Raw genomic sequence first — 25420 nt, 5'->3', positions numbered from 1 at the left:
TTACTTGGCCTCTGCTGTATTTGCGGCTTGACGATGCAGAATATTAGAAAACTCTTCCATAAAGTTTACATACTGAGTTTCAGCCACTTCCACATTCTTAGCAAAACGATTATATGCAATAACAGCTGGAATGGCGGCAAACAAGCCCATCGCAGTTGCAATTAGAGCCTCGGCAATCCCAGGCGCAACCATTTGTAATGTAGCTTGTTTTACTTCACCTAAGGCGATGAAGGCATTCATAATCCCCCAAACCGTACCAAATAGTCCAATGTAAGGACTAATTGAGCCAACGGTTGCTAAAAAAGACAAACCAGATTCTAATTTTTCTACTTCTCGAGATAATGCAACTCGCATTGAACGATGTGTGCCTTCAATGACCATACCAGCAGAGGGGGTACTGCTCTTTTTATGACGCGCAAATTCTTTAAACCCTGCAATAAACATTGCTTCTAAACCAGTCGCTTGTGTTACCTTAGTACTTAATTCACCATACAACTTACTCAGGTCCATTCCTGACCAAAATTTTTTCTCAAATTCCCTTGCATCAATCACGGCTCGACCGATTATACCTTTACGCTGAAAGATAATAGCCCAAGATGCAATCGACATTCCAACGAGTGTTAGCATCACAAGCTGTACCAATAAACTTGCTTTTAAAATAAGATCAATAAAATTGAGTCCCGATTCCACTTAATTATACTCCTAACGATTGTTTTTTGGCTATTTTACCTGCAACTTCACTCAATTGACTATAAGCGACTATAAAGGTTCAGTTAGTTTACTCACACATGCCCGCGCTTACAATCTCATTACCATGAATTACAGCTATTTGACGACAAAGTGCGTAAAAACATAACTCCCACTGAAATCACCCTATCATTTTAATCCAAAAGGATTAGTATCCTTATTTTAAAGCCAATTATAAGTGCTTATTTATTACTAGTAACTGCATAAATCATAGTCTTTATGCAAAAATCACGAATAAACCCTCAAATACTAATTGGTAATACCAATTAACAACAAATAAACTAATAATTACAGAAAATAAGCTTTAAATAAAAACTCAATTAAAACAATGTCATAACAATTTATAACACTTGATTTAGCAAAAAATAAAATCACGCAAACACCTTTGGTATTAGTTTTTTTTATTTGAAAGTTAAATTTTTCTAGTTTGATCAAATTTAAAATCCACTTTAATATACACCCTGTACTGAGCAAACAGCATGAGCAATGCAAAGCACAGTTATTAGTAATATGATTTCTGATTTTTCGTATTACTTTTGGTAGATGCGCAAAGGATAAAACCTAAGCCCATTTATCAACTCCCTGGATTACTTCCTTCAACTTGTTGTTTTGCCCGCTTTTTTAGCGGGCTTTTTTTTGCCTAAAATTACCGTGATCAAGTCTATACGCTTAGCCTTAACACTCACTGAAAGCGAGTAACACTCAACTTCTACGTTATCACCTGACTTACATAGAATAACTATGCGACGCAGGTTCTGCCTTGCCAAAATACCCGAATGACTGCTGCAAAAACACACAGCAAAGATCAACAGCCCCTAATTACATGAAATAAATGTTCTGACATTACGACAGGTAAATGGCTTAATAACCTGACAGAGATTTAGGTATGAAATTATTCTGCATAAACTATTTTTAACGCAGTTAACTCGATAAAATGATCAATGCTTTAATAAAAGTACAGGCACAATGATTATTCAAAAAATAAAGAACGGAGTCTAAAGCCTAGATATTGGCTAGGCTTGCGGTGTTAAGTCAAAATGTAGGTAAGCTGCATTTGAAACGATCCGCCCTCTTGGAGTACGCTGAATAAACCCTTGTTGAATTAAAAAAGGTTCAATAACATCCTCTATGGTTTCACGTTCTTCACCAATAGCTGCGGCAAGGTTATCAAGACCAACAGGGCCTCCAGTGAACTTTTCAATGATAGCCAATAAATATTTACGGTCCATATAATCAAAACCACATTTATCAACATCAACCATCTCTAGTGCTTGTTGAGCAATATCAACACACACTGTGCCATCACCTTTGACTTGTGCAAAATCGCGTACACGGCGCAATAAACGGTTTGCAATTCGAGGCGTACCACGAGAGCGCTTTGCGATTTCATCTGCGCCTTCTGGGCTGGTGGTTAAATCTAGGTAAAATGCCGAACGAGCAATGATTTTTGCTAAATCAGTTACAGAGTAAAACTCTAGACGTTGTACAATCCCAAACCGGTCTCTAAGCGGAGATGTCAGTGACCCAGCTCGAGTGGTCGCACCAATTAATGTAAAGGGCGGTAAGTCTAACTTTATTGAACGCGCTGCAGGGCCTTCGCCTATCATTATATCAAGCTGATAGTCTTCCATAGCCGGGTATAATATTTCTTCGACTTGTGGGCTTAGGCGGTGAATTTCATCAATAAACAACACGTCACCTTGTTCAAGATTGGTAAGTAGAGCGGCTAAGTCACCGGCCTTTTCTAATACTGGCCCTGAAGTTGTTTTAATATTAACGCCTAGCTCATTGGCTACAATATTAGCTAAAGTTGTTTTGCCCAAACCTGGCGGACCAAAAATCAATAAATGGTCCAGTGCTTCATCACGGCTGCGCGCAGCTTCAATAAAAATTTCCATTTGTTTTTTAACATGCTGCTGTCCCGTATAATCTGCAAGTAATTTAGGGCGAATCGCCCTATCAACAACATCTTCATTGCCCTGTACTTCAGGCTCTATTAGTCTATCAGCTTCTATCATAGTAGTTTACATCATTGATTTGAGCGCTTCTTTTATCAACGCTTCTGTGCTCATATTAGGTTGCGACACTGCTTTTATTGATTTTAATGCTTGTGCTTGTTTATAGCCTAATGCTAACAATGCAGCAACTGCATCGTCTGCGGGTGTATCTGCAACAGTTGGATTGTTTTGTGGCTCAAGAACAGCCGCATCGCTAAATGGCGTCAGTAAATCATTAGCAAAGTTTTTTAACCTATCTTTCATTTCTAGTACTAGGCGCTCTGCTGTCTTCTTTCCTACACCGGGTATTTTTACTAAAGTTGTAGCATCTTCACTGTTAACACATTGAATAAATTGCTCTGCAGACATACCCGATAAAATAGCTAACCCAAGTTTAGGTCCAACACCATTCGCTTTGATTAGCTCACGAAACAAAGCACGCTCTTTTTTATGATTGAAGCCAAACAGGAGCTGTGCATCTTCGCGTACTACAAAATGCGTATATATAGCAGCTTGCTCACCCACATTGGGTAACTCATAAAAGCAGGTCATAGGCATTTGTACCTCGTACCCCACCCCTGACACATCTAGCAAAATTTCCGGTGGTTGTTTTTCTAATAATACACCACAGAGTCTTCCAATCATGTTTATTCCTATCTAAGTCTTCGTCGTACGGTTTTTGTTGCACTGCCAGCAAGGCGAATTAAGTTTTGTTCTGAATGAGCATGACAGATAGCTATCGCCAAAGCATCAGCTGCATCTGCCTGTGGTGTGCCTGGCAATTTTAATAACCGCTTCACCATTTCTTGTACTTGAGATTTTTGTGCACCACCAGTGCCTACTACAGCTTGCTTCACTTGACGAGCAGAATATTCACTGACGGGTACGTCTTGCATGGTAGCAGCAACAATCGCAGCTCCTCTAGCTTGACCTAATTTTAATGCGGAGTCTGGGTTATGTGCCATAAATACTTGCTCAATAGCAAAACTATTAGGTGAGAACTGTTCTATAAGTTGGCTAACACCTTGGTAAATCATTTTCAGCCGAGTAGGAAAGTCATGCTCCCCTAGCTTAATACAGCCACTACCAAGATAGTTAAAGTTTGACCCTTGGTGTGCAAGAACACCATAACCGGTAAAACGAGAACCTGGGTCGATACCTAAAATTACTGCCAATACATTCACTCTACAATTAGTTTAAGTGCATAATGCCAAAATACTGTATGGATTACCAGTGACATGTACGACATACCGATCTATTTGTGCTTGGCGCTATTTATTAACTGCTCGAGTGTGAAAGGCTCGTCATTGGTCTTAAATAACTGCTCAAATTCCTCGTACTCTTCGAGTAGCATGAGTAATTCAGCCTTTTGCGTTTTAGCTACAGATAACCAATGGTGCCCCTCAAGCGCGCCGACTAGAGCATATAAAAGATTCATACTTGGCTTCGTCGAGTTTGATTTCTTCACTTTAATAAAAGCATGAACGGCACCTAGCTGGCGAAGAGCTTGTATTGAATCAATGCCAACACTAAGCAGCACCTGCTCTGATTTCTCCCCTAATCCGGGTAAGTCCTTGATAGTTTTCATTCTCTCTCTAAGTACAATTAAACAAGACTGCCATTACTCATGGTTATAAGCTCCACGAAGTAGTGCGTGCCAATATTTATCCCACTGCCCAGATAATTTAACCTCTGTGAGCCCTTTATTAAAGCTTTGCTTTAGTTGTTTGCTGCTAGATAAAGATTTTGGAAATAATAAATGCGTGGTAAAAGGAAATAATGCTTTGGTGTGGCGAATAACGAGTTTACTTAGTGTTTTGTCAGGGTGATTTTTTAGCATCCAATCCATCGCATAAGGTGAAGAAACAACCACATCTACACGCCCTTTTAGTAACATTCCAAGATTTTGCTCATCAGTACTCGCTACATTCGCTGTTAAAACACCAGAATCTACTGCTTGCCAAAACGCTTCTGTATATTCGTAACCAAGAGTGATACCAAAGACACTCCCTTCCAAATCACGTAATGTACTCCAGTCACCGATAGGACGGCTTTTCAAATAATATAGATACATATTCCCTGAGTAGATTGGCTCGCTGCACAAAAAGTCAACTTGGTGCGAACGGTAACAAGTCCAAAAAGATGATGCAGAGTACTTACCCAATTTTGACAAATGATAATTGCGCTTCCAGGGCAAATACTCTACTTTGACATTAATGCCCTGCGTATTAAATGCTTCTACAATCAAATGGTTAATATACCCACCATTTGGAGCTTTTTGAGAGGTAAGGTCAGCAAACTCACCTGAGGCGATCACAATTCTTGTTGTTGCAAATGCAGGCGCATAACTCAATAATGCTAAAGTAATTAACCACATGAAACAAAAGAAATAGTGCATTTATGATGTCCCTTGATCGGCACAATAATATCAATAAAGCATAGCCCACCAGCGACCTAATCACGAAACCTAATTAAACGAACGTAAATAACAAAAGTCATAATACCAAATAGCTATTGTATTTATTGATTAAGTGCTTTAGACATAACCAAAACATCAACACCTCGGTAGTTTACTTTCTCAATACCTTGCCAGCCAAGGCCCGCATATAAGCCGCCATCTAGTGCCTCTGTTTGTAGGTACAATTGACTCACACCCAGTCCATGTGCAATGCTTTCGGCTTGATTAACAAGAGCTGACGCAACATGTTTGCCACGAGCAGGAGGGATAACATACACACCACCTAGCCAATGCGCTCTTTTTGGGAATATCGACATTTCATGATACTTTAATTGTGCGGCACCAATTACATTACCCGCATCAACAGCCAATATAACTAAAGGTATACAATCACGATTTAAGTAATCATCAAGCTTTTGATTAAACAACTCAAGAGAACCCTCTTCTATAATATCTCCCCATTGCTCAAAATACCATTTTGCCAACTGCCACTTCGCGTCAACTTTATCAGCTAAGAATATAAACTCCATTCGCTCTACCCTCATCCTTAATTATGCGAATTGATATTAACTGTATTTTAAGTATAAAAAAAGCGACTTAAGTCGCTTTTTGATTAATAAAAAAGGTGATGGTTATTCGCTCTCTAGCTTTGCCTTTTCTACGCTTATTGCAAGCTCTTTAAGCGCATCAGGGTTAGCAATGCTCGGCGCGTTAGTCATCAAGCACGACGCCTGAGTTGTTTTAGGGAATGCAATAACATCACGAATATTATCTGTTCCGCATAGCAACATCACTAAACGGTCTAGACCAAATGCTAAACCAGCATGAGGTGGCGTGCCATATTTTAGAGCATCGAGTAAGAAGCCAAACTTGTCTTGTTGCTCTTGCTCATCAATGCCCAAAATTCTGAATGCGGCTTGTTGCATCTCACTGTTGTGAATACGTACCGAACCACCACCTACTTCATATCCGTTTAATACCATATCGTACGCATCAGAAATCGCCACTGCTGGGTTTGCTTCTAACTCGGCAGCTGTAATATCTTTAGGTGCAGTAAATGGATGATGTACCGCATGCAACGTACCTTCATCGTCTTCTTCAAACATTGGGAAGTCAACAACCCACAATGGCGCCCATTTATTCAAGTCAGTGAGTTCAAGATCTAAGCCTACTTTCAGACGTAGTGCGCCCATGGCTTCGTTAACAACGTTACGCTTGTCAGCACCAAATAGAATAATATCACCAGTTTGTGCATTGGTGCGCTCTAGCAATGCATTGATCACTTCTTCATTTAAGAATTTAGCGATAGGTGACTGTACGCCTTCAACGCCGGCATCACGGTCATTAACCTTCATCCAAGCTAAACCTTTCGCACCGTAGATACCTACAAATTTAGTGTATTCATCAATTTGCTTACGAGATAACTTCGCACCACCTGGTACAGTTAGAACAGCTACGCGGCCTTTTTCATCATTTGCCGGGCCAGACAATACTTTAAACTCAACATCTTTGACCAAATCAGCTACGTCTACTAGCTCCATTGGGTTACGCAAGTCTGGCTTATCTGAGCCAAAGCGACGCATTGCTTCACTGTAAGCCATTACAGGAAACTGACCTAAATCAACCTCTAGTAGCTCCTGCCACATCTCGCAAATGAGTTGCTCAGTCATAGCGCGCACCTGATCAGAGCTCATAAATGAAGTTTCAATATCTATTTGTGTGAATTCTGGTTGACGGTCTGCACGTAAGTCTTCATCACGGAAACATTTTACAATTTGATAATAACGGTCAAAACCAGACATCATTAATAATTGCTTAAACAACTGAGGTGACTGAGGCAGCGCGTAAAAGCTACCTTTGTGTACACGACTTGGCACTAAATAGTCGCGCGCACCTTCTGGCGTTGCTTTAGTCAATACTGGCGTTTCAATATCTAAGAAATCATTACTATCTAAGAAGCGGCGCACAAAACTACTTGCTTTTGCACGTAATTTAATACGATCACTCATCTCTAAACGACGTAGGTCTAAGTAACGGTATTTAAGGCGGCGCTCTTCTGAGTTTTGTTGGTTAAAGTCAAGTGGCAATGGCTCTGAGCGGTTAACAATAGTTAGCGCAGTACCTAAAATTTCAACTTCACCCGTTGCCATATCTTTGTTAACTTGGCTGTCAGGGCGAGCACGTACAATACCTTTAACTTGCACACAAAACTCTTGGCGTAATGTGTTTGCAGTATCCATTAACCCTTCTACTTCAGGGTCAAATACAACCTGCACTAGGCCTTCACGGTCGCGCAAGTCAATAAAGATTAAACCACCAAGGTCTCGGCGTTTGTTGATCCAACCGCATAATTCTACTTCTTGTTCGACGTTGCTTTTATTTAAATTTCCGCAATATATTGAGCGCATAGTATTCCTGTGTCTCAGTTACACAAGGCAAGGTAACTGGCATTAATATGAAAAATTATCGCCAATTATATAAAATTCCGGCTCACAATGTCATCCTAGATATGATTTAGTTTCTAAAATTCGCCATCTTTATTACACTATTGCCATCTTAGAGCACGGTAAATGCAATCACATGTTATATCTTGGCTGCCCACAGTGGAGCTCAACACATTGGAAAGGTCGCTTTTTCTCTTCTCATTGCCAAAACGCACAAATGCTTAGCGAGTATGCGCAAATATTTAATTCGGTTGAAGGTAATACCAGCTTTTATGCCGCTCCAAAGCCCTCTTCTATACAAAAATGGCGCTCAGATGTACCAGATGACTTCAAGTTCACCTTTAAAGTACCCAAGCGATTTTCTCATGAGCTCGCGCTACAAAACTGTCAGCAGGAACTAAGAAGCTGGCTCACTTTATTTGAGCCTATGTTTGATAAAATAGGCCAAATAATGCTGCAATTACCCAAAGCTTGTGGACCTGAATATCAGCACAATATCGAAAACTTCTGTCAGTGGTTACCTAGTGAGTTACCCTTAGGTATAGAAATTAGGCATTTAGGCTTTTTTGACAAAGCTGATAACGAGCGACGCTTTAATCAATTTTTAATGGCTCACCAATACAACCGTATTATGATGGACACCCGTCCGCTGTTCAGTGAGCTACCCTCTACCCCAGCAATCATTGATGCACAGAGTAAAAAGCCCAAAGTGCCACTTCATGTAATTGCAACAGGCAATGCGCCTGTTTTGCGCTACGTGGGTTGCTCTGATTTACAAGCCAATCGCCAATTTTATGCTCCTTGGCTGAAAAAAATAAACCTGTGGCTTGATGAGGGTAAAACACCATATGTATTTTTTCATACCGCAGATAACTACGATGCGCCGTTACTTGCCAAGCAGTTTGTCGCTGATCTCAACCGAGCAGAGGTACAGTTAGGCTTATTCCCTGCGCTGCAGCAACCACAACAAACTAGCTTTTTATGACCTGCGATTAGAGTCACTTCATTCGAGACGGCTCAAATGTCTCATACCTTGGTAAACCTGCATCAAGGTCTTCCCAATTAGCTTGACTTGTAACAAAGTTATGAGACATAGGTCGCTCATTGATATTTGAGTCCAATATACCTAACCGTAAGCGCAGTTTATCCGGCAAGTCACTATTTGAACTAAATAATGGGCTTGCACAATGAGCGCAAAAATGACGTTTCCTGCCCAATTTGAACTCAAAAAACTTTATATACTCTTGCCCGCTAACAATATGCAATTCATCCGTATTTACAAAACCGTTCGTCGCAAAAGCGGTGCCTGAAGACTTACGGCATAAAGAGCAATGGCAATGAATAATGTCGCTTATGGCTCCATCAATTTGAATTTGTACTTTGCCACATAGACAACTTGCTTGATACATCCTAAATTCCCTGTTCCATCGTGTTTATTATTTAATTACATTATAATGAAATGATGATACCCGTACCATAAATGAGACCATGGATTTTTCACACTATTTTCTTCACTATCCTGAGCATATTCAAGCTCAAGTTCAACAACTCATTAAAAGTGGTCAAATTGAGCAATATTTTAAAAATAAGTACCCTGAGGCTCACCAGTTAAAAAGTGAAAAATTATTATACGAATATACTAACCAGCTCAAGCAGCGCTACCTGAAAAATGCACCGAACTTAAACAGCGTTAAGTACAAAAAACAAACGGATTTGGTGAAAAATGCATTGGGCACGCATACTTTTAAAAGCCATCAACACGGTGGTAAATTAAAAGCCAAGCATGAAATAGCCATTGCTGAGCAATTAAAAAATGCACCTGAAGCGCTCTTAAAAGTACTGGTTGTGCATGAGCTTGCACACTTTAAAGAAAAGGATCATAACAAAGCATTCTATCAGCTTTGCTGCCATATGGAGCCTAACTACCACCAATTCGAGTTAGACTTACGATTACTTTTGGTACTACAGGCTTTACAACTGAGCTTTTACTGACTGACTACTTAAACTAAATATGCAGCTTAAGTTTAAATACCCTTGCTTAAATACTAGCCAAGCCCTAATTACGGCACCTAGTACAAAGCCAAAACAAAATGCCCAAACTATGCCAATCAACCCATAATGATTTTGCAGATACCAAGCGAGTAATACCGTTACCGTAGTCGCAAATAGCAACACCCATAGGTTATACAACGGTTCTCCAACTAGATTAATTGCACTACTTGCACATACTCTAAGCGGAGTCACAAGCTGTGCGAGCAGTAAAATAAGCAGCAAAGTGTGTCCTGACTCTAATTGTGGCTCATTGTATAAAGCCAATAACGGATAAGCAGCTGCCGCCAATAAAGCAGCAAAAACAAAATTACACCCCCAAAATAAGCGCATCAAATGACTAACTTCAATAGCATCTACTCGTGCTTTTAACAGCATGGGTTTTAAAACCAGACCAAACGCATTAGACAAAATTGCCATTAAACCTGCAATCACCACGGCTGGATAAAATACACTCACCGCCTTGGGACCAAGCCAATGATGAACCAGTAATACGTCTAGTTTAGCCACCAGCGCTACCCCGGCTCCGCTTGCCAGTAACCGTAAAGATGAACTACACCAATGCCTAGTTTGATAAGCTGGCTTGTGCTTTTTAAGCAAAGGAAATATAAGTACAAACTGCGATACAACAACACAACTTATACTGACGACGAGCGCCTGACAAACTATTTCAAGATGCAGTTGCCCCAGCTTAAAGTATAAAAACGCACACGTTATTGCCGTTAAAATTTCAAACAAAGATTGCTGAGTTAATAGTCCACGACGCTTTGCATCCACAGCAATTAAAAACGAAGCTTGGCATTGCATTATCGCACCTAACGGGACTATGAGCAGCAGGTATTCTAAATGCTCGTTGGCAAGCGCCTGAGGGGAGGCTAACCTATAGCCAATAAGCACCATGGCGACAAAAATCAATCCAAAACTAACTGCAGCGCCAAGGTAAACACGCTTTAAACCTTGTAATAAGGCATGCTGATGATTTTTGTATAACGGATGTGCTAAGCGCATAAGAGATGATGCAAAACCCATACTTGCCGGCAGCAAGAGTACTTCACAAAGTGCCAGTAAGACAGCGAATGTACCAAAATGTTCGGCGCCCATAAATTTGGCAAGTAGCAGGGTCATAATCACCCTGCTTATATGATTTAGCCCTGTAAAGGTGGCTAAAGAAAACACATGTTTTAAAACGGTCACGAAAGTTATGCTATTTTAAAGACCCAACTCCGACATAAAATCATCATCTGCCGAATCATCAGCAGCCTGCTTTTTTGCTTTTGCATCTTGCTTTGACTTTGTAGCTTGATTTTCTATGATTGTGTCAGGGTCAACAGCTTCAGCAATATCAAAATCATGAAGTTTAATAAACTCAGTTTTGTCCATTGCTAACTCAAGATAGAATATATTTTGACTTTGTGTAGTAAAAGTTACACGACGAGCCTGTGGACGATCCATTGTGGTATCAACTGAAATTTGCACCTGCTTGTTGATTGCCATCATCTTAGGCTGGTTTTGTGTAATAGAGGTATGTAATTGCTCTCGTACTTTGCTTGTAAAGTCGCCAACAATTTGGTTCATCAACTCACCCATCACATTAGATACATCGTCTGAGAGGTGACTCGTCGCAATTTCACCTTCTGGCATACCCATGTTACGCATATAGTCTTGGTAAATCTCCATCGCTGATTGCGATGTAAAATTCGTTACCACTAGACCTGTAAAGCCACCATCAAACAGTACAAAACACCCAATATCCGGTCTCATACAAGTGCGGGTTATTTTTTGTACCATTGCTGAGTACGCAATTTGATTGCCACTTGCAGAAGAAAGCACTTCTGTCACTGAATTACACAAAGTTGATAAAATATCTTCGGTACTAACCACTTTATTTCTCGCCATTATTTGTCTCTTTTTTACTTCTTATCATTAATAGTAGCCAAGCTACTGAATTTATCACTGACTATCCAGCATAAAATGTTAAAATAGTAAGATTATTTGGCAAGAGAGACAAAAACGTGACTGGCAAAGACGGTATTTATGCCACAGAGCAACGAGTGAAAGACTTTAGTTTTGATGCTAATGTCGTTGAAGTGTTCCCTGATATGATCCAACGCTCAGTGCCTGGTTATGCAACCATAGTGAGCACTATGGGTAAATTAGCAGGTCAATTTGCGCAAAGTAACTCTAAATTGTATGACTTAGGGTGCTCATTAGGTGCCGTAACGTTAAGCATGCGTAGAAACATCGCAAAAGAAAACTGCCAAATCATCGCTGTTGATAATTCTCAAGCGATGGTTGAGCGCTGTAAAATGCATTTAGGCGGCTTTAAATCAGATGTACCCGTTGACGTACAATTAGGTGACATCACTGATTTGACAATTAACGATGCAAGTGTTGTTGCAATGAACTTTACCTTACAGTTTATTCCACAAGATCAACGCCTCGCAGTATTAACCAATATTTATAATGGATTAAAACCTGGTGGCGTGATTTTACTGAGTGAAAAAATTATAGGCGAAAGCGATCAACAAGATAACCTACTTATTGATCTTCACCATGATTTTAAGCGTCATAATGGCTATTCTGAACTTGAAATTAGCCAAAAGCGGACGGCCATAGAAAACGTCATGCGCCCCGATAGTTTAAGCACACACCTTGCACGTTTAAATGAAATTGGTTTTACCCAAACACAAGTTTGGTACCAATGTTTTAACTTTTGCTCAATGGTAGCAATTAAGTAACGGAGAAAAAATGCACACTTGGTTTACAGATTTCTATGCTGCCATAGCTAAAAGCCAATTAAGTCACTGGTTGGATACATTACCTGCACAGTTAACACACTGGCAAAATGAAGCCCAGCATGGCGATTGGCCGCAATGGGAAAAAGTACTTAAAAATTTACCCCAATCAAATACTGACCACATTAATCTTGAAGATAAAGTTGAGTTCGGTCTAGCTGAAGAGCTCTCTGATGGTCACAAAAAGCAATTAGCACACCTACTTAAAAGAATGATGCCATGGCGTAAAGGCCCATTTTGTATTCATGGTATTGATATTGATACTGAGTGGCGCAGTGATTGGAAGTGGGATCGCTTAGTACCTCACATCAGCAGTCTACATGGCAGAACAGTACTTGATATCGGCTGTGGCTCAGGCTATCACCTATGGCGTATGCGTGGCGCAGGTGCTGAGTTTGTTGTCGGTATTGACCCATCTGATTTATTTTTATCTCAATTCCAAGCAATCAAGCATTTCAACCCCGACTCTAATGTGCATTTATTGCCGCTGGGTGTAGAACAACTACCGCAGTTAAAAACGTTTGATACCGTATTTTCTATGGGCGTGTTATATCATCGCCGCTCTCCTATCGACTTTTTAGCCCAGCTGAAATCGCAATTACGCCCAGGTGGAGAATTAGTGTTAGAAACCCTTGTAATTGAAGGTGACGTTAACACTGTGCTAGTACCAACTGATCGCTACGCAAAAATGCGAAATGTATGGTTTATTCCAAGCACTGCAGCATTAACTCTATGGCTCGATCGCGTTGGCTTTAAAGATATAAAAGTAGTGAATGAAGAGAGTACATCTTTGGATGAGCAACGTCGTACTCAGTGGATGCAAACTGAGTCACTAGCTGACTTTTTAGACCCCAATGATGTGAGTAAAACTATTGAAGGTTATCCTGCACCACTGCGGGCGATCTTAATAGCTAAAGCGTAATTAAGGCCATACTACATTCAATTATAAACGTCTAAAGGGTAGGAACATTCACCCGCCCTTTGGCCTCAAACCCTATAATGTCGACACCTCAAATCAAGTAACTTGAACTTAGAAATGCGACCACCCCTTTTTTTAGGGCATAACTGCATTAAAGTCTCAGCCTCAGTAATAATATGATTTTATACCTTTTTTCATATTCATTATCTTGAGTTCAGGTTAAGTAATAATTCAACTAGCCCCATATGGGCAATTGTTGTAAAATACGCGCGTTTCTAAGCAACCCATAAAGCAATTTGAGGAAAACCTGTGAGCGAACAAAAACAGTCTCTTAGCTACAAAGACGCAGGCGTAGATATCGATGCAGGCAATGCATTGGTAGAGCGCATTAAAGGCGTAGTGAAAAAAACCCGTCGTCCAGAAGTTATGGGCGGGATCGGTGGTTTTGGCGCACTATGCGAACTTCCAACGGGTTACAAAGAGCCTGTACTCGTCGCTGGCACAGATGGTGTAGGCACTAAACTTCGTCTCGCTATCGATTTGAAAAAACACGACACAGTGGGTATCGACCTAGTTGCTATGTGTGTGAACGACTTAATTGTCCAAGGTGCAGAACCCCTATTTTTCTTGGACTACTATGCAACCGGTAAATTAGATGTAGATGTTGCCGCTGATGTAGTAACTGGTATTGGCAAAGGCTGCGAATTGTCTGGTTGTGCACTCATTGGTGGTGAAACGGCTGAAATGCCAGGCATGTATGAAGGCGACGACTATGACATGGCTGGTTTTTGTACTGGCGTGGTTGAAAAATCAAAAATTATAGATGGCACTAAAGTAGCAGCAGGTGATCAATTAATTGCACTTGCATCTAGTGGTCCGCACTCTAATGGCTACTCATTAATTCGTAAAGTATTAGAAGTATCAGGTGCCGACACACATTCTGAATTTGAAGGTAAAACCTTAGGAGAGCATTTACTAGAGCCAACTCGTATCTACGTAAAGTCTATTTTAGAGTTACTGCAACATGTTGACGTGCATGCTCTATCTCACATCACCGGTGGTGGCTTTTGGGAAAATATTCCTCGCGTTTTACCTGAGTCTGCAAAAGCAGTGGTTAAAGGCGATAGCTGGCAATGGCCAGTCATTTTCAACTGGCTACAGGATAATGGCAACATCAGCACACATGAGATGTACCGCACCTTCAACTGTGGTGTTGGTATGATTTTAGTAGTACCTGCTGATAAATTAGCACAAAGCTTAGAAATTTTATCTGCACAAGGTGAGCAAGCTTGGCACATTGGTGAAATTCAAGATTCAGCCGCAGGTGAAGAACAAGTAGAAATTGTAGGTGGTAAAGCCTAATGTCAAACACTCGCTTAGTTGTATTGATCTCTGGAAGTGGTTCAAACCTACAAGCAATTATTAATGCTTGCCAGAGTAATCAGATTAAAGGCGAGGTAGTTGCTGTTATCAGTAACAAAGACAATGCATATGGCTTAACTCGCGCTGCCAACGCTGGTATAAACACGCGCGTTTTAAGCCACAAAACATTTGCTACACGTGAAGACTATGACGTTGAATTGGCATCTTTAATTGACTCTTTTAATCCAGATTTAGTTGTATTAGCTGGATTTATGCGTATTCTAAGTCCTGACTTAGTGCAAAAATTTAATGGGAAAATGTTGAACATTCATCCATCTTTGTTGCCTAAGTATCAAGGGCTGAATACCCATCAAAGAGCAATAGATGCAAAGGACGACGTTCATGGTGTTAGTGTACACTTTGTAACGGAAGAGCTAGACGGTGGTCCAGTAGTTCTGCAAGCTAAGGTACCTATCTTAGCTGACGACACTGCTGACACACTGGCACAGCGGGTTCACGAACAAGAACATATTATCTATCCTTTGGTGGTCCAGTGGTTCAGCGAACACAGACTAACTATGGAAGCAGATTATGCCATTTTTGATGACCAACCCCTTCCAGCCCAAGGCGCAACTTACCCAAAATAATAAAATATGCGTTTGGCTAATTGGCTTAAGCGCTATTTTTTCCTGCTCACTTATAGCAAACCCCCTTACACCGTATAATGCAGAATATCAAATTTCTCGCAAAGGTTCAGTACAAGGCATAGCCTATCGTGAACTCAAACAAATTGACGTAGATATATATCAACTAAAATACAAAAGTGATATTGAATGGATGATTTTCTCAGACGAGAGAGAGGAAACGTCTCTATTCAAAATACATGACGCTAAACCCAGCCCAATAGAATATTCAATGATCCGCACTGGTACGGGCCCAGATAGAGATTATAAGATCACCTTTGATCATAAAAACCAAGCTGTTATGTCAAACCAAGACAAATACCCACTGGATGTTAAGTGGCTAGTACAGCAGCAAGATTTACTCACTTATCAAGTACAACTTCGTAATGATTTAAAAGCCGGTAAACAAAAGTTTAGCTACCCTATCATTGATAAAAAGGGTAACCAGCGCACATATGACTTTGTAGTCGATGGTAAAGAAACCATCACTTTACCGATTGGTAATGTTGAGACGATTCGTATTAAACGTGTGTACGATAATGATAAGCGTCAAGCTACCGTTTGGTTAGCCCCTGAATATGATTACATGGTTGTAAAGATGTACAAGGGAAAAGAAGGCATTGAGCAGTTTCAAGTGCAATTAACAAAATATGAGAAGCAAGTAACAATGTAGAGCTTATGAGGTAGCCAGTAATGCTTGGTTACCTCATTTATCAAGCTACATTAAATTTTTTCACCCATTTTGAACAACACAAACTCCCCTTCAGACATTTTCTGCCATTGCTCATCATTGGTCAAAGGACGAGTTGCAATCACTGTAACAACGTCGTTTGGAGTGGTCTCTTTTTGAAAATCAACAACCATATCTGCATCGATCAAGGTTGCTTTACCAAACGGCGCTCTGCGCGTGATCCAGTGCAAATTATTAGTGCAATATGCAAGTACATACACGCCATCAGAAAGCAGCATGTTAAAGACCCCTTTCGATCTTAGTGTATTCGCTAATTTTGCTACATATCTGAACACAGATGCCATATTAGAGGGGCGCTTAGGATATTTTTTCCTAATTTGATCTAATAGCCAACAAAACGCGAGCTCGCTGTCCGTATTTCCCACTGGTCGATAAAATTCAGGCTTCAAATCGCTATAGTTTGATAGTTGGCCGTTGTGTGCATAAGTGATCTCTCTCCCCCATAACTCACGCGTAAAAGGATGAGTATTTTCTAAACACACACGCCCTCTGTTTCCTTGGCGAATGTGGCTAATAACCGATACGCTTTTTATTGGGTAAGCTTTAACTAACTTAGCAATTTCAGACTCACAGCTTGGTTCTGGGTCTTTAAACGTTCTACAACCTTTGCCTTCATAAAAAGTAATACCCCAGCCATCTTTATGCGGCCCAGTGTTACCTCCACGCTCTAGCAGTCCAGAAAAACTAAAGCAAATATCTGTTGGGACATTCGCAGACATGCCCAGTAATTCACACATATTAAACACAAACCTATTATTAAAGGTTAAATAAGATTCTTCTTATTCAACAAAGTGATGAACTCGCTTTTTTGGCCCAATAATCACTATTGATACTCAACGTAAAGACCCCTTATTGTTAAGCATATAACGAGTAAAAACAAGCACCTAAGAAAAGGTATTTTACACTGCACCCGTTTTGCTCTATAACAAATTCAGGTCGCGATACTTAGATACACCACAAGCAAACTTATCAATGCTTAGTACTTTTTGGCAACATAATACTGCGATACTCAATTAATTCATAACTGGTAAAAATACATAACTTTTACAACTTTTGACGAGCAAATAATTTTGTTTTTCAATGCCCCAAATTTAGGTTAAAAAGTAGTTGTTTAATTAACTTACAGGCAAATAAAATGAAAAACATAATTCTTGGCATGACCGCAGCTTTAGCTTTTGTTACCACCAGTAACTTAGCTGACGAACAAACAATTGCACCTCAAGAATTAATCCGAGAGTTTACACTAATGTGTTTAGAGTGGGCAAATGACGATAACGTCGCAGCCAACGAACTAAATCAATATGTACTAAATTGTGTTAATGACGAGCTTTCAAGTGATGGCTATCGAGCTATTAGCAGTATTAAATTGTAATTTAGCTGGTTATCAGCTTCATTCAAACGCCATTAAAAAGCCGGGTTAACCCGGCTTTTTAATTATTTTTTCTTTTTCGTGGCTTTGGTTTCTATCACCCACTTACCGTTATCATAAGTTGCCTTCCAGCCAGTTGCCTTGCCATCAACCTCACTCATAACATACTGGCTTTTGGTTTTTCTTGAGTAACGAATTACAGCAAGGTTCCCATCATCATCTTGCTCTGGTGCATCGGCTAAATAATAAAACTTAGGAGAGATCCTATCTCTAAAGCGTTTCAATTCAGCCACTTTTGGCGCACGCGTTTCTCTAGATTTAGGGAAGGTATGTGCAGCTAAGAAAATCCCTGATGCACCATCACGAAGGACAAAATAAGCATCTGACTTTTCACACTCTAGTTCAGGTAAATGCACCGGGTCTTCTTTTGGCGGCGCAGGTTCACCATTTTTAAGTAACTTACGGGTATTTTTACACTCCTCGCTACTACAACCAAAATACTTTCCGAAACGGCCAGATTTCAACTCCATATCAGAGCCACATTTATCACATTCGATAATGGGGCCGTCGTAGCCTTTTATCTTAAACGTGCCTTTTTCAACCACATGTCCTTGACAGGCTGGGTTGTTACCACATACATGTAACTTGCGAGTTTCGTCAATCAGATAAGAATCCATCGCTGTTTCACAGATTGGGCAGCGCTTCATTTGCATCAGAGTTTCTGTTTCAACGTCTTCAACATCTGCGGCGACTGCTTCATCTCCTGATACCAAATTCATCGTGGTGGTACAGCGCTCTTTAGGCGGTAAGTTATAACCAGTACACCCTAAAAACACGCCAGTAGAAGCTGTACGAATCCCCATTTTTCGGCTACATGTCGGACAGTCAATGTCAGTTTCAACCATGACATTTTGACGCATGCCGCCTTCGCCTTCATCGCCAGCAGCAACTTCTAACTGTTTTGAAAAATTAGCGTAAAATTTATCAAGTACTTGAGTCCAAACACGCTCACCTTCAGCGATGTCATCTAACCTGTCTTCCATTTTTGCGGTAAAGTCGAAGTTCATCAAATCGTTAAAGTTCTCAACTAAACGATCCGTAACAATCTCCCCCATCTTCTCCGCAAAAAAGCGACGACTTTCAACCCGTACATATCCTCTATCTTGAATAGTAGATATAATAGATGCATATGTTGATGGCCGACCTATTCCTCGTTTTTCTAGCTCTTTCACTAAACTTGCTTCGCTAAAACGTGCTGGTGGTTTGGTAAAGTGCTGTTTCGGGTCAAGTGCGACTAAGTTAATTACATCACCTACAGCCACTGCTGGAAGAGACTGATCTTCTTCATTTTTCTTGCGAACTGAAGGCTGAATTTTGGTCCAACCATCAAAACGCATAACCCGCCCTTTCGCCTTTAAAGTGTAATCATCAGCACCAACAGTCACGGTTGTTAAGTCATATTCTGCAGGCATCATTTGACACGCTACGAATTGACGCCAAATGAGTTCATACAGTTTTTTAGCATCGGCATCAACGCCTTCAACATGGCCAGATAACACATTCACATCTGATGGACGTATTGCCTCGTGCGCTTCTTGAGCGTTTTCTTTGGCGCTATACTTTATTGGATTGTCAGGTAAATATTTGTCACCAAATTGCTCGCCAATATAGTCTCGGCACATGCCTACCGCGTCATTCGATAAGTTCGTTGAGTCAGTACGCATATAGGTAATATAACCAGCTTCATACAACCGCTGAGCGAGCATCATGGTTTTCTTCACCCCATACCCTAAGCGCGTGCTCGCAGCTTGTTGCATGGTTGAAGTAATAAATGGTGCGCTTGGTTTACTCTTACTTGGCTTTTCTTCAACCTTAACAACTTTATAGTCACAGTGCTCAAGTGCCTTTACAGCACCCATAGCTTGATCTTCTGTAACAGGTTTAAAAGCACTGCCTTGATACTTGGTTACTTCTAAACGAATTGCTTGTGTTTTTGCAGTAACATCAGCATGAATATCCCAAAACTCTTCGGGGATAAATGCTTTAATTTCTCGCTCGCGCTCAACAAGTAGCCTTACAGCAACCGACTGTACACGCCCTGCTGACAAGCCTCGTGCTACTTTTTGCCAAAGTAAAGGTGACACCATAAAACCAACTACACGGTCCAAGAAACGACGCGTTTGCTGCGCATACACCATATCTGTATTTAATTGACCTGGCGCTTCAAAGGCTTGTTGAATAGCATTTTTAGTAATTTCGTTAAAGACAACGCGCTTATATTTTTGTTCATCGCCACCTATGATCTGTTCAAGGTGCCATGCAATTGCCTCCCCCTCTCTATCCAAATCGGTTGCGAGATAGATATGGTCAGCGTTCTCTGCAAGCTTTTGAAGTTCCTGTACAACCTTTTCTTTGCCTGGCAGTACTTCGTAATGGGGCTCCCAACCTTTCTCTGGGTCAATCCCCATACGTGCAACTAAGTTAACGTAATCCTTGGTTTTTTTATAAATGGCTTTCTCTTCAGGTGACATTTTTCTGACTTCGGCTGGGCTTTTTGTAGCCAAGCCTTTAGTCTTTCCTGCACCAGAAGTCGGCAAGTCACGCACATGCCCAACACTGGACTTAACGACAAAGTCCTTACCTAAGTATTTATTAATTGTTTTTGCCTTCGCGGGAGACTCTACAATTACTAGCGATTTGCCCATAGCTGCCTATTTTTGACCCATTTTGTCTGAGTTTCTGCCCATTTTGGGCGACTAATATTTATAGGTATATCTACAAACACCTATTGTTACAAGCTTTAAATACAATCTTTTAGCTGTTTAATGATTAATTACACAATTACTGTTGCTATTTTAAACAAAAAGTACAAAGCCAAATTTAAGCTGCGCAATATAATGGAAACAATACAAAAATGCCAACCTGATGGTTGGCATTCAATGCTTTATTTATTACCCGGCATCTACCACACCCAAGGTAGCCGTGGTAATGACACCCGCAGGGGTCGTAAATACAATCGATATCTGCCCCTGTTTTTTCTGGTTGGCTTCAATTTCTCTGCCAATTATAAACGCAATTTTGGACGCTTTAGTATCCATTGACTGGCTCACAGTCAAATCAGTCGGCCCAGAATACAGGCCATTATCCGTACTAATTGATATTTCAGTACCCTGCGGTAGTGGATTATTATTGACATCACTAAAAAAGAGTATTACCTCAACTTTATCAATAGTAGTATTACCAAAATCAATGCCCGTTACATCACAGTAATCCGCCGTATCAGAAGGCTCTAAATCTAAAGCTGTAATATCATTTACAATCACATCAGAGCATGCACTTGGCACCTTAAGGTTATCACTCAAATCAGAGCCAATAGGTACCGAAAATCGATAAACAGGAACGCTACCTGACATAATAATTTCAGCACTGTCGAACACATCAATAATTGATTTACTACATTGATTAGCAGCTTGTTGCTCTACCGTACAGCTCAATCCATTGTATTTTCTATCTCGATCAGTAAATGCGCCATCACTATTACCATCCCAGAGTTTTTCAAAGTGACCCGCATCCGAATTAAGCGGAGAACAAGGGTTAGTTACACTATCTGGCAAGCAGTTTGTTCCTCCATAAACACCATCTTCATTATCGTCCCTAAATGCTTCTGGCACATCGTACACAAGGCTAAATTCATTCTCATCGAATAAACCATTGCCGTTCACATCATTAAAATTCTCTTCTCCATCGGTAATAGCGATTAGCGTGGCTCGCCCGGCAAGTGGGACACCCTGATCATCATTGGCCGCATTTAAGATACCATTAATACAAGGCGCTGATTGCTCACCATATAAGTTACAGTTCCTTGTGCTTTCTAATACCGACTCATTTATTTGGGTATTCCCTACGTTAATAATTTGTTCGTGCGATGGATTTGACGTACCTTGTCCAATTAAATAAGAACGCTTTGCTGCGTAAAGCTTTTTCGGATTGTAAGAATCCACAGCATTACCCCAGTAATTGGTAGAGCAATTAACTTGATTTGGTAACTCACAATCTATTGAGCTGCGAGGATCGCTTGATGGTTTATTGGTCACAAATGGAATAATATTTTGGCTCACCCAAGTAGCGCTGCAACGGCCATCGGTAGTTTCACATTCAAGTTCAGCGTTAAACTGAGTGCCATCTACGGTGCCAACCGCACCGCCTTCTGCACTGATAAACACTTTAGTACCATCATGTACGAAGTTGCCATATCTATCTGCAACATTGACTTGTACTGGGATTTCCACATTGCTCACATTGAGTGTTTCAGTATTCACTGTACCTACTGAAAGCGACATAGTTGAGTTAACAGGTAAGCCACTTGTTACACTTAAACGGCTTGACACTGACATAATAGCTTCGTCTTGCGGAACCAATTTAATACTTCCCACAGGGCAGCCGTCAGGCTTGTTACTTATCACATCACATGCATCAAAGCGTTCCTGCCAACAAGTGACTTCATCATTACTGTTAGTTGGAATAAGATCTGCGGGTATAAAGCAAGCTTGCACCACAAAGCTCGAAGACACATTACCTGAACTCACAATCACTTTAGCTTCGCCTTGCGAGTCAGTACGGACACTATCTGGTACCAAAGTAGCATCACTGTGCTTAGCTCGAAGCCTAAAGTCTATCCGTTGATTAGCCGCACCACCGCTTAAGCTATTAATAAGTTTGAATGAAAGCTCTGACGACTCTTTACGTTGAGGTCCACCTGTACCTTTTAGTGCCAATAAGCTTTCTGAAGCATCCAAAAACTCTATTGACTGTGGTTTAGCAGGAGAGACAGGGATCACAACTTGCTCACTAACAGAGTTGCCCCCTTTTGAAATAGTCACCGATACCGTATCACCAGTTGCAATATCACACCCTAGATTTTTATAAGTTGAATAAGCAATACCACCTACACTGGTTGCGTTAGCATCAACCTCAGCTTTTTCGCCTTCCGCACACCCAGACGAAAATGCAACATCTAGTGGCGTCGTTACATAACTGCCATTTTGATCTCTAATTTCCACAGTTAACAAAGTCGTTTCGCCAGCACCAAGTGCAATATCATTACCTTGTGTATCTTTTTTAAGACCATTATCTATCGTTAACGCTAAATCTTCAGCACCACTGGTAAATGCAAAACTCGTAGAAACATCGTTGAATGTCGCTGTCAATTGACCCGCCCCGCCTTGCAATGGCGGACGATATTTAAACAGTGCGAAACCAAAGTTATCGGAAACACTTTTTTCACCCGACAAGATTGTACCAATGTCCGCGGCTAAATTAATAAGTACGCCCGCAATGCCTTGACCTGACTTAGTACTGGATGCACCCACTAATACATCAACTTCAGTTATAGCATCTATCCTGTTCGTCTCAGTACAAGCTGATGAAAGAGTATCTAGCGATACATTATCTCGCTCACTTTCCCAACCTGACGGACAGTTAGCCAACACCTTGATATTAAGTTTAGTACTGTCATCTTCTGCATCAGCTTCATCGCCAGAAGAGTAAAAAACTGTTTTACTTGTAGCAACATTGCCTTCACTTTGAGTGTAAGACGCGGTGACTTCACCCCAACCACGATTTTCTCCGCTATCAATCGTAATCGTTGCAACTCCTTGGGCGTTAGTTGCACCGGTCCCAGATTCAGGACTTAACCTACCTGAATGATTTAACTGGAATTGTATCAACTTGTCGGTTAAAGGCTTTCCATCTTGTGATAGTGTTGCAGTAGCAATGCCCGATCGCCCTTGTTCAATAGGATAAGTCTCATCAAATGCGTTACCTTCACTATCTGCTACAGCAATAGTAAATGTGATATCACCATTGGCGTTTGTTTCATCGCCTAGTGAATAAAATACTGCTGTACTTGTAACAACACTACCTTCACTAACGGTATAACTTGCAACGACCTCTCCCCAACCCTTGGTTTCACCACTTTCTATAGAGAGTGTAGCTATACCTTCTGAATTAGTTGCACTCACGCCTGATTCAGGACTTAATCGCCCTGATTGATTGAGCTGAAATTGCACCAACTTATTAGCTACAGGCTCACCATCTTGCAATAATGTTGCTGTAACAGTTCCAGCTGCGCCTTGTTTAATAGGATTACCCTCATTGAGCGCATTACCTCCATCATCAGCGACTACAACGGTTAATGTAATGTCACTCTCCGTAGCTGGTGTGCCATCTCCATTATTAGTTGTTTTTTCTATTGAGCCACCACCGCCACAAGCAGTTAGTAACAAGCCAAGCATTAACATGCTAAACCAGCGCATAAAAGGCATTAACCTCTCTCCCTAGCAAATTCAAAGCAAAATTTTTCTCATACTACCTTAGAAAGTATAACAAAATCACAGTTTTTTGTTATTTCTGGCCGATTTTTTTTGGCCAAAATCAAGCGGCCTGTTAGGCTATGCAAATCTATTGACGTAAATCAGTACATACATAATATGCAAAAAAATAACAAAATGAGTTTAACGACTCGGATCATGCTCGGCATGGTATCTGGGATCGTACTAGGTTTATTTCTGCAAGCGCTATTTTCTGGCCAAGCAGAATATCTTATCCCACTTGGCCTGTTTGATTTTCCAGTTAAAAGTTTTTTGGTCGATGGGCTATTTCATGTTGGTGGACAAATATTCATTGCTAGCTTAAAAATGCTGGTTGTGCCTTTGGTTTTTATTTCTTTAGTTTGCGGCACTTGCAGCTTGAGTGACCCCAAGAAGCTCGGCCGTTTGGGCGGAAAGTCTATCGCTTTGTATTTGATGACGACAGCGATTGCTATCACTGTAGCTATTTCTTTGGCACTCATTTTTACACCTGGAGTAGGCCAAGAGTTACCGACCAATGCCAGTTACGATGCGCAGCAAGCACCTACGTTAGCACAAGTTATCATCAATATGTTCCCAACTAACCCAATCAATGCCATGGCAAGTGGTAATATGCTTCAGGTAATTGTATTTGCGTTGTTGTTTGGTATTGCGATGGCGCTATCTGGTGAACCGGGTAAACGCGTCGCTAAAGTATTTGATGATTTAAATGCGGTGGTGTTAAAGCTTGTGACTATTCTAATGAACCTAGCACCTTATGGCGTATTTTGTTTAATGGCCAAGTTATTCACTACCATTGAAATTGGTTTAATTTGGAGTCTTGCTAAATACTTTTTTGTTGTACTCGCAGCATTATTTATACACGCGCTAATTAACTACTCTATTATCTTAAAAGTACTCACCGGACTTAACCCCATTACCTTTTTAAAGAAGATGAAAGATGCGTGCATGTTTGCTTTTAGCACGTCAAGCTCAAGTGCTACAATGCCTGTAACACTAGAAACCGCAACCAAAAAACTCGGTGCTCATAACTCTGTAGCCTCATTTACGGTCCCCTTAGGCGCAACCATTAATATGGATGGTACGGCTATCATGCAAGGTGTTGCAACTGTGTTTATCGCACAAGTATTTGCTGTAGATTTAAGCATTTCTGATTATTTAATGGTTATTCTTACCGCTACTTTGGCCTCTGTAGGCACAGCGGGTGTACCAGGAGTTGGCTTGATCATGTTAGCAATGGTGCTAAATCAAGTTGGTCTGCCAGTTGAGGGGATAGCTATTATAATTGGCGTAGATCGCTTATTAGATATGACCCGAACTGCGGTTAATGTAACGGGTGACTGTATGGTGACGTGTATCGTTGCAAAATCCGAAAAAGAGTTTGACGTAGAGGTATTTAACGACCCTAACGCTGCTAAAGAATTAGAAGAAAAAACCTCTTTATAACGCTATAAATACACAAAAGCCCGCATTTAATG

At 40.7% G+C, this 25420-nt stretch carries 23 protein-coding genes; 9 read left to right on the top strand and 14 right to left on the bottom strand.

Features of this window, described 5'->3' with window-relative positions:
* The 8 genes from tolQ to aspS all read right to left on the bottom strand — a co-directional run bounded on the left by tolQ (position 1) and on the right by aspS (position 7610).
* Positions 1-690, bottom strand: coding sequence for a protein TolQ (gene tolQ, locus OCI93_RS03935; RefSeq protein ID WP_261592764.1), 690 nt, complete (start codon positions 688-690; stop codon positions 1-3).
* 1070 nt (positions 691-1760) lie between these two features.
* The gene (gene ruvB, locus OCI93_RS03930; protein WP_261592763.1) at positions 1761-2765 is read right to left on the bottom strand and encodes a Holliday junction branch migration DNA helicase RuvB; all 1005 of its coding nucleotides are present in this window, start codon (positions 2763-2765) and stop codon (positions 1761-1763) included.
* Positions 2766-2771: 6 nt separating this feature from the next.
* A complete protein-coding gene (gene ruvA / locus OCI93_RS03925) occupies positions 2772-3389 on the bottom strand; it encodes a Holliday junction branch migration protein RuvA (RefSeq protein ID WP_261592762.1) in 618 nt (205 codons plus the stop codon).
* 8 nt (positions 3390-3397) lie between these two features.
* Positions 3398-3919, bottom strand: coding sequence for a crossover junction endodeoxyribonuclease RuvC (gene ruvC / locus OCI93_RS03920; RefSeq protein ID WP_261592761.1), 522 nt, complete (start codon positions 3917-3919; stop codon positions 3398-3400).
* 80 nt (positions 3920-3999) lie between these two features.
* Positions 4000-4332, bottom strand: coding sequence for a TfoX/Sxy family protein (locus tag OCI93_RS03915; RefSeq protein WP_261625818.1), 333 nt, complete (start codon positions 4330-4332; stop codon positions 4000-4002).
* Between the two features lie 33 nt (positions 4333-4365).
* Entirely contained in the window at positions 4366-5142 is a 777-nt protein-coding gene (locus tag OCI93_RS03910) for a substrate-binding periplasmic protein (protein WP_261592759.1), read from the bottom strand.
* A gap of 122 nt (positions 5143-5264) precedes the next feature.
* Positions 5265-5732, bottom strand: coding sequence for a GNAT family N-acetyltransferase (locus OCI93_RS03905; protein WP_261625817.1), 468 nt, complete (start codon positions 5730-5732; stop codon positions 5265-5267).
* Positions 5733-5834: 102 nt separating this feature from the next.
* A complete protein-coding gene (aspS, locus tag OCI93_RS03900) occupies positions 5835-7610 on the bottom strand; it encodes an aspartate--tRNA ligase (RefSeq protein WP_261625816.1) in 1776 nt (591 codons plus the stop codon).
* Positions 7611-7782: 172 nt separating this feature from the next.
* Here aspS and OCI93_RS03895 point away from each other — a divergent pair, with 172 nt between their 5' ends.
* Positions 7783-8631: a DUF72 domain-containing protein gene (locus OCI93_RS03895; protein WP_261625815.1), complete on the top strand. Its 849-nt coding sequence runs from the start codon at positions 7783-7785 to the stop codon at positions 8629-8631.
* Positions 8632-8644: 13 nt separating this feature from the next.
* Here the strand turns inward: OCI93_RS03895 and OCI93_RS03890 are convergent, their stop codons facing one another.
* Positions 8645-9055: a GFA family protein gene (locus OCI93_RS03890; protein WP_261592755.1), complete on the bottom strand. Its 411-nt coding sequence runs from the start codon at positions 9053-9055 to the stop codon at positions 8645-8647.
* A 79-nt stretch (positions 9056-9134) separates the two neighbouring features.
* On the opposite strand from OCI93_RS03890, the gene OCI93_RS03885 reads away from it, so the two are divergent.
* Positions 9135-9638: a M48 metallopeptidase family protein gene (locus tag OCI93_RS03885; protein ID WP_261592754.1), complete on the top strand. Its 504-nt coding sequence runs from the start codon at positions 9135-9137 to the stop codon at positions 9636-9638.
* On the opposite strand, the gene OCI93_RS03880 is transcribed toward OCI93_RS03885, so the two are convergent.
* Complete coding sequence (locus OCI93_RS03880; protein WP_261625864.1) at positions 9618-10871, bottom strand: lipopolysaccharide biosynthesis protein; 1254 nt, start codon at positions 10869-10871, stop codon at positions 9618-9620. The genes OCI93_RS03885 and OCI93_RS03880 overlap by 21 nt on opposite strands.
* 33 nt (positions 10872-10904) lie before the next feature.
* The gene (locus OCI93_RS03875; RefSeq protein WP_261592753.1) at positions 10905-11591 is read right to left on the bottom strand and encodes a DUF3334 family protein; all 687 of its coding nucleotides are present in this window, start codon (positions 11589-11591) and stop codon (positions 10905-10907) included.
* A gap of 116 nt (positions 11592-11707) precedes the next feature.
* On the opposite strand from OCI93_RS03875, the gene cmoA reads away from it, so the two are divergent.
* The 5 genes from cmoA (at position 11708) to OCI93_RS03850 (ending at position 16127) form a co-directional block, all read left to right on the top strand.
* Positions 11708-12433: a carboxy-S-adenosyl-L-methionine synthase CmoA gene (gene cmoA / locus OCI93_RS03870; RefSeq protein WP_261625814.1), complete on the top strand. Its 726-nt coding sequence runs from the start codon at positions 11708-11710 to the stop codon at positions 12431-12433.
* Between the two features lie 10 nt (positions 12434-12443).
* A complete protein-coding gene (cmoB, locus tag OCI93_RS03865; RefSeq protein ID WP_261592751.1) occupies positions 12444-13412 on the top strand; it encodes a tRNA 5-methoxyuridine(34)/uridine 5-oxyacetic acid(34) synthase CmoB in 969 nt (322 codons plus the stop codon).
* A 306-nt stretch (positions 13413-13718) separates the two neighbouring features.
* Complete coding sequence (gene purM / locus OCI93_RS03860) at positions 13719-14771, top strand: phosphoribosylformylglycinamidine cyclo-ligase (protein ID WP_261592750.1); 1053 nt, start codon at positions 13719-13721, stop codon at positions 14769-14771.
* The gene (gene purN, locus OCI93_RS03855) at positions 14771-15418 is read left to right on the top strand and encodes a phosphoribosylglycinamide formyltransferase (RefSeq protein ID WP_261625813.1); all 648 of its coding nucleotides are present in this window, start codon (positions 14771-14773) and stop codon (positions 15416-15418) included. Before purM ends, purN begins: the two co-directional genes overlap by 1 nt.
* The gene (locus OCI93_RS03850) at positions 15363-16127 is read left to right on the top strand and encodes a DUF3108 domain-containing protein (protein ID WP_261625812.1); all 765 of its coding nucleotides are present in this window, start codon (positions 15363-15365) and stop codon (positions 16125-16127) included. The genes purN and OCI93_RS03850 overlap by 56 nt, the downstream gene beginning before the upstream one ends.
* Positions 16128-16177: 50 nt before the next feature.
* On the opposite strand, the gene OCI93_RS03845 is transcribed toward OCI93_RS03850, so the two are convergent.
* Complete coding sequence (locus OCI93_RS03845; protein WP_261592747.1) at positions 16178-16942, bottom strand: class II glutamine amidotransferase; 765 nt, start codon at positions 16940-16942, stop codon at positions 16178-16180.
* Positions 16943-17340: 398 nt separating this feature from the next.
* On the opposite strand from OCI93_RS03845, the gene OCI93_RS03840 reads away from it, so the two are divergent.
* Positions 17341-17577, top strand: a complete 237-nt coding sequence (locus OCI93_RS03840; RefSeq protein WP_261592746.1) for a hypothetical protein — start codon at positions 17341-17343, stop codon at positions 17575-17577.
* Between the two features lie 62 nt (positions 17578-17639).
* Here the strand turns inward: OCI93_RS03840 and topA are convergent, their stop codons facing one another.
* Both topA and OCI93_RS03830 read right to left on the bottom strand, forming a co-directional pair.
* A complete protein-coding gene (gene topA / locus OCI93_RS03835; RefSeq protein WP_261592745.1) occupies positions 17640-20279 on the bottom strand; it encodes a type I DNA topoisomerase in 2640 nt (879 codons plus the stop codon).
* Between the two features lie 246 nt (positions 20280-20525).
* Positions 20526-23897, bottom strand: a complete 3372-nt coding sequence (locus OCI93_RS03830; protein ID WP_261625811.1) for an Ig-like domain-containing protein — start codon at positions 23895-23897, stop codon at positions 20526-20528.
* Positions 23898-24062: 165 nt separating this feature from the next.
* Here OCI93_RS03830 and OCI93_RS03825 point away from each other — a divergent pair, with 165 nt between their 5' ends.
* Positions 24063-25388, top strand: a complete 1326-nt coding sequence (locus OCI93_RS03825; protein WP_261592743.1) for a dicarboxylate/amino acid:cation symporter — start codon at positions 24063-24065, stop codon at positions 25386-25388.
* The last annotated feature ends 32 nt before the right edge of the window (positions 25389-25420 follow it).

Source organism: Pseudoalteromonas holothuriae, assembly GCF_945859825.1.
Lineage (GTDB): Bacteria > Pseudomonadota > Gammaproteobacteria > Enterobacterales > Alteromonadaceae > Pseudoalteromonas > Pseudoalteromonas holothuriae.
The sequence above is the reverse complement of the archived record's forward strand: the minus strand, read 5'-3'. Positions and strand labels throughout refer to the sequence as shown.

Bases quoted from the DNA above. Each gene is read 5' to 3' on its own strand.
- ruvB (WP_261592763.1), bottom strand. From the start codon at position 2,765: ATGATAGAAGCTGATAGACTAATAGAGCCTGAAGTACAGGGCAATGAA.
- OCI93_RS03875 (WP_261592753.1), bottom strand. From the start codon at position 11,591: ATGGCGAGAAATAAAGTGGTTAGTACCGAAGATATTTTATCAACTTTG.
- purN (WP_261625813.1), top strand. From the start codon at position 14,771: ATGTCAAACACTCGCTTAGTTGTATTGATCTCTGGAAGTGGTTCAAAC.
- OCI93_RS03850 (WP_261625812.1), top strand. From the start codon at position 15,363: ATGCCATTTTTGATGACCAACCCCTTCCAGCCCAAGGCGCAACTTACC.
- OCI93_RS03890 (WP_261592755.1), bottom strand. From the start codon at position 9,055: ATGTATCAAGCAAGTTGTCTATGTGGCAAAGTACAAATTCAAATTGAT.
- OCI93_RS03915 (WP_261625818.1), bottom strand. From the start codon at position 4,332: ATGAAAACTATCAAGGACTTACCCGGATTAGGGGAGAAATCAGAGCAG.
- ruvA (WP_261592762.1), bottom strand. From the start codon at position 3,389: ATGATTGGAAGACTCTGTGGTGTATTATTAGAAAAACAACCACCGGAA.
- OCI93_RS03825 (WP_261592743.1), top strand. From the start codon at position 24,063: ATGCAAAAAAATAACAAAATGAGTTTAACGACTCGGATCATGCTCGGC.
- topA (WP_261592745.1), bottom strand. From the start codon at position 20,279: ATGGGCAAATCGCTAGTAATTGTAGAGTCTCCCGCGAAGGCAAAAACA.
- OCI93_RS03840 (WP_261592746.1), top strand. From the start codon at position 17,341: ATGAAAAACATAATTCTTGGCATGACCGCAGCTTTAGCTTTTGTTACC.
- OCI93_RS03905 (WP_261625817.1), bottom strand. From the start codon at position 5,732: ATGGAGTTTATATTCTTAGCTGATAAAGTTGACGCGAAGTGGCAGTTG.
- OCI93_RS03910 (WP_261592759.1), bottom strand. From the start codon at position 5,142: ATGCACTATTTCTTTTGTTTCATGTGGTTAATTACTTTAGCATTATTG.
- cmoB (WP_261592751.1), top strand. From the start codon at position 12,444: ATGCACACTTGGTTTACAGATTTCTATGCTGCCATAGCTAAAAGCCAA.
- aspS (WP_261625816.1), bottom strand. From the start codon at position 7,610: ATGCGCTCAATATATTGCGGAAATTTAAATAAAAGCAACGTCGAACAA.
- OCI93_RS03885 (WP_261592754.1), top strand. From the start codon at position 9,135: ATGGATTTTTCACACTATTTTCTTCACTATCCTGAGCATATTCAAGCT.
- OCI93_RS03845 (WP_261592747.1), bottom strand. From the start codon at position 16,942: ATGTGTGAATTACTGGGCATGTCTGCGAATGTCCCAACAGATATTTGC.
- OCI93_RS03895 (WP_261625815.1), top strand. From the start codon at position 7,783: ATGTTATATCTTGGCTGCCCACAGTGGAGCTCAACACATTGGAAAGGT.
- OCI93_RS03830 (WP_261625811.1), bottom strand. From the start codon at position 23,897: ATGCCTTTTATGCGCTGGTTTAGCATGTTAATGCTTGGCTTGTTACTA.